The sequence below is a fragment of the Kitasatospora sp. NPDC056327 genome, from assembly GCF_042261735.1.
Taxonomy (GTDB): Bacteria; Actinomycetota; Actinomycetes; order Streptomycetales; family Streptomycetaceae; genus Kitasatospora.
This window is the reverse complement of the sequence record NZ_JBHJRC010000495.1, coordinates 1-2932: the sequence shown is the minus strand read 5'-3', so window position 1 is coordinate 2932 and position 2932 is coordinate 1. Positions and strand designations below refer to the sequence as shown.

Sequence of the window (2932 nt, the reverse complement as noted above, 5' to 3'; positions counted from 1 at the left end):
GGCCGGTCCGTACCGGCCAGGACGCGGTGGTCGGCGCGCGGGTGATCAGCTGCGCGTGGAGGAGACCGTGTCGGATGCCGCGTACAGCGCGTCGCCGACGCGCTCCCAGGCGGTGGCGGTGGCCACCGCCCCCAGTTGGTCGGTGGTCAGGGGCGGCAGGGTGCGGGTGACCGGGCTGCCGTTCTCCGTCGACGCGCGGTTCCACTCCCGGACGAACAGCGTGTAGCCCTTCTGCGAGGAGAGGAACGCCGTCCAGGTGAGGCTTCCGGCCGGCTCGGTGGCCCCGGCCCCGGTCCGGGCGACCACCAGCTTGGAGCCGTCGGGCAGGTGCGACACGGTGCAGACGTCCTCGGGGGTGCTCGCCACCGGGCAGTCCGAGCCGGGGTCGACGCCCTGGAGGACGGTGAGCTCGATCTGCGCCTTGCCCGCGCCGTCGTCCAGGACGATCCGTGCCCCGGGGATGCCCTGGTCGGTGCCCCGGGTCTCGACGGTCTCCACCGTGCCGGCGGGCAGCATCCCGGTCAGCAGCGTCACCAGCTCCTGGCCGGAGACGGGCGCGCCGGAGGTCGCAGAGGGTGCCCCGACGGCCTGGGCGGCTGAGCCGAGGAGACCGCCGTCGACCCCCGCGCCCGCGATCGCCAGCAGCGCCAGCGCGGCGATCGCGGTCGTCCTGCTGGGCCGCTTCACGGCGGGGCGGGCCGGAACCGTCGTGGTGGAGTCGTTCTCGTTCGTGTCGTGCAGGTCGTCGGACATGACGAACCGCCCTTTCGGGTTGTCGGAACACTGGAATCGGTACTGATGGTGCGGGTGATGCGGTCAGAGGGGTGATGCGGTCGGACGGGTGGCAGGGTTGGTGGCACGGTCGGGGCCCGGGCCGGGCGGGTCCGTCAGGTCTCGTCGGGCGCCGGGGTTCCCCGCCCGCCGGCCAGCGCGGCGGCGACCGGCTGCCAGCGGGGGTCGGCGACCACGGCGGCCAGTTGGTCGGTGGTCAGGGGCGGCAGGGGGCGGGTGACCGGGCTGCCGTTCTCCGTCGACGCGCGGTTCCACTCCCTGGCGGTCACCGTGTAGCCCTTCGACGAGGAGAGGGAGGCGGACCAGGTGCGGCTGCCGGCCGGCTCGCCGGCCCGGGCAGTGGCCTGCCTGACCACCACCGGGGAACCGTCCGGGAGGCGGGAGACCGAGCAGGCGGGATCGGGAGCGTCCGTGTCCGGGCAGCCGGAGCCGGGATTTGCACCCTCCACGATCGAGAAGTCGATCCGGGCCACCCCCTTCCCGTCGTCCAGGACGAACCGAACCGCGGGCCTGGCACTCTCCGTCCCCCTGATCAGATCGGCCGTGACCGTGCCGCTCGGCAGGAGCCCGGTCAGCATCGACAGGATCTCCGCGCCGGAGGCCGGGGATCCGGAAGGCTTCGGGACGGCCGGGGCCGTCGCGGCCGGCGCGACCCGGGAGCCGGAGCCGGTGAAGCCGTGGCCGGCCACCACGGCGCCGGTCGCCAGCAGCGCCAGGGCGGCCGCCCCGGTCAGCGCGCCGGCGCGCCGGCGGCGGCGCAGTCGGCGTCCCCGGGCCCGGGCGGGCTCGGCCAGCGGGCCGGGATCGATCCGGAAGGATCCGGCGGTGGAGGAGAGCGCCCGGGCGAACTCCTGCTGGTAGCTGTCGTTCAGGTCGTCGCGCACGGCGGAAGGCCCTCTCGGGTCGACGGGGTGACGGGTCGGCAGGTGGTGCGGCGAAGCGGTACGGGAGGGGCGTCCGGCCCCGGGCCGGCCGGTCGGCCATGGGACGGCGAGGCGGCGCCGGAGGCCGACCGGCCCCCTCGGCGACCGGACCGCTCACGGCGACCGGCCGGCTCGGCGGTCGGCGAGTTCACCGGTCGGCCAGCTCACCCAGGCCGTCGCCGAGCAGGACGCGGATGCGTCCCAGCGCCCGGGAGGTCCGTGTCCGCACCGCACCGGGTGTGCTGCGCAGGACCTCGGCGGTCTCCTCGACGGTCCGGTCCTCCCAGAAGCGCAGTACGAGCACCGCCCGGTCGCGCGCGGCGAGCCGGCCCAGGGCATCGAGCAGGGCCAGCCGCAACGCCGGATCGCTCTCGTGCACCGCCTCGTCGGGCACGGTCTCCACCGGCCGCTCACCGGAGCTGCGGCGGCCCCGGTGCGAGAGGAACACCCGCACCAGGACGGTGTGCGCGTAACCCGCCGGATTCTCGATCCGCGGACGCCCGCTGAACCACGAGGTCCGCCGCCACTGGGCGTACACCCGTGCCAGCGACTCCTGGACCAGGTCCTCGGCGAGATGGGTGTCCCCGCCCGTCAGAAGACAGGCCGTCCGGTAGAGCTGGCCCCCGCGGGCCACCGTGAACGCCCGGAACTCCTCGTCCGACAACGATCCCGCCTGACCACCGCGTCCCACCCGGATTCCCCTCGGCCCGTCTTTCCGTCCCTCACACTTGAATGACCGGGTGAGCGGCGCGGGCGTTACAGGGGGCGACCGAATTTGTCGGAACGGGTTCCGGCGGGCCGTCAGCATCCGCTCGACGGCGCCCCCGTGCGGGCGCCGGGCCCCTGCCGGCAGGCTCCGCCTCCGTCGTGGGCGGATTCGTCGCACCCCACGGCGGCGCCTGCGCGGGCAGTTTCGGCGGAGCGGTTCCCCCGCACCTCCGGATCCGGCTGCGGTGACCTCCGCCGCCCACCGGTCGGGTGTGCCGTCGGGCCTCCGGACCATGCCGGCCGGCCGTCGGAAGGTGTCCTCGATCCACCGGTGCACGGCGGCCCGGGCGGCCGGGGCGGACCCGGGTGAACCGTCGGGCGCTTCGTCCGCAAGCGCGCCCGGGCGCGGGGGGGCCCCGCGGCCCCCCCCCCGGCGTGGGGCACCCCCCCGGGCCCCGCCGCCCCCCCGCGCGGCCCGGGGGGCGGGGGCGGGGCGGGACGGGGGACCC

At 76.2% G+C, this 2932-nt stretch carries 3 protein-coding genes; all 3 read right to left on the bottom strand.

Features of this window, described 5'->3' with window-relative positions; genetic code table 11:
- Positions 1-45 precede the first annotated feature (45 nt).
- Positions 46-753 (bottom strand): hypothetical protein, encoded by a 708-nt coding sequence (locus ACFCX4_RS35665; RefSeq protein WP_376151532.1) that lies wholly within the window; start codon positions 751-753, stop codon positions 46-48.
- A gap of 134 nt (positions 754-887) precedes the next feature.
- On the bottom strand, positions 888-1676 hold the full coding sequence (locus tag ACFCX4_RS35660; protein ID WP_376151530.1) for a hypothetical protein: 789 nt from the start codon (positions 1674-1676) through the stop codon (positions 888-890).
- Positions 1677-1863: 187 nt separating this feature from the next.
- Positions 1864-2379, bottom strand: coding sequence for a SigE family RNA polymerase sigma factor (locus tag ACFCX4_RS35655; protein ID WP_376151528.1), 516 nt, complete (start codon positions 2377-2379; stop codon positions 1864-1866).
- Positions 2380-2932: the final 553 nt, after the last annotated feature.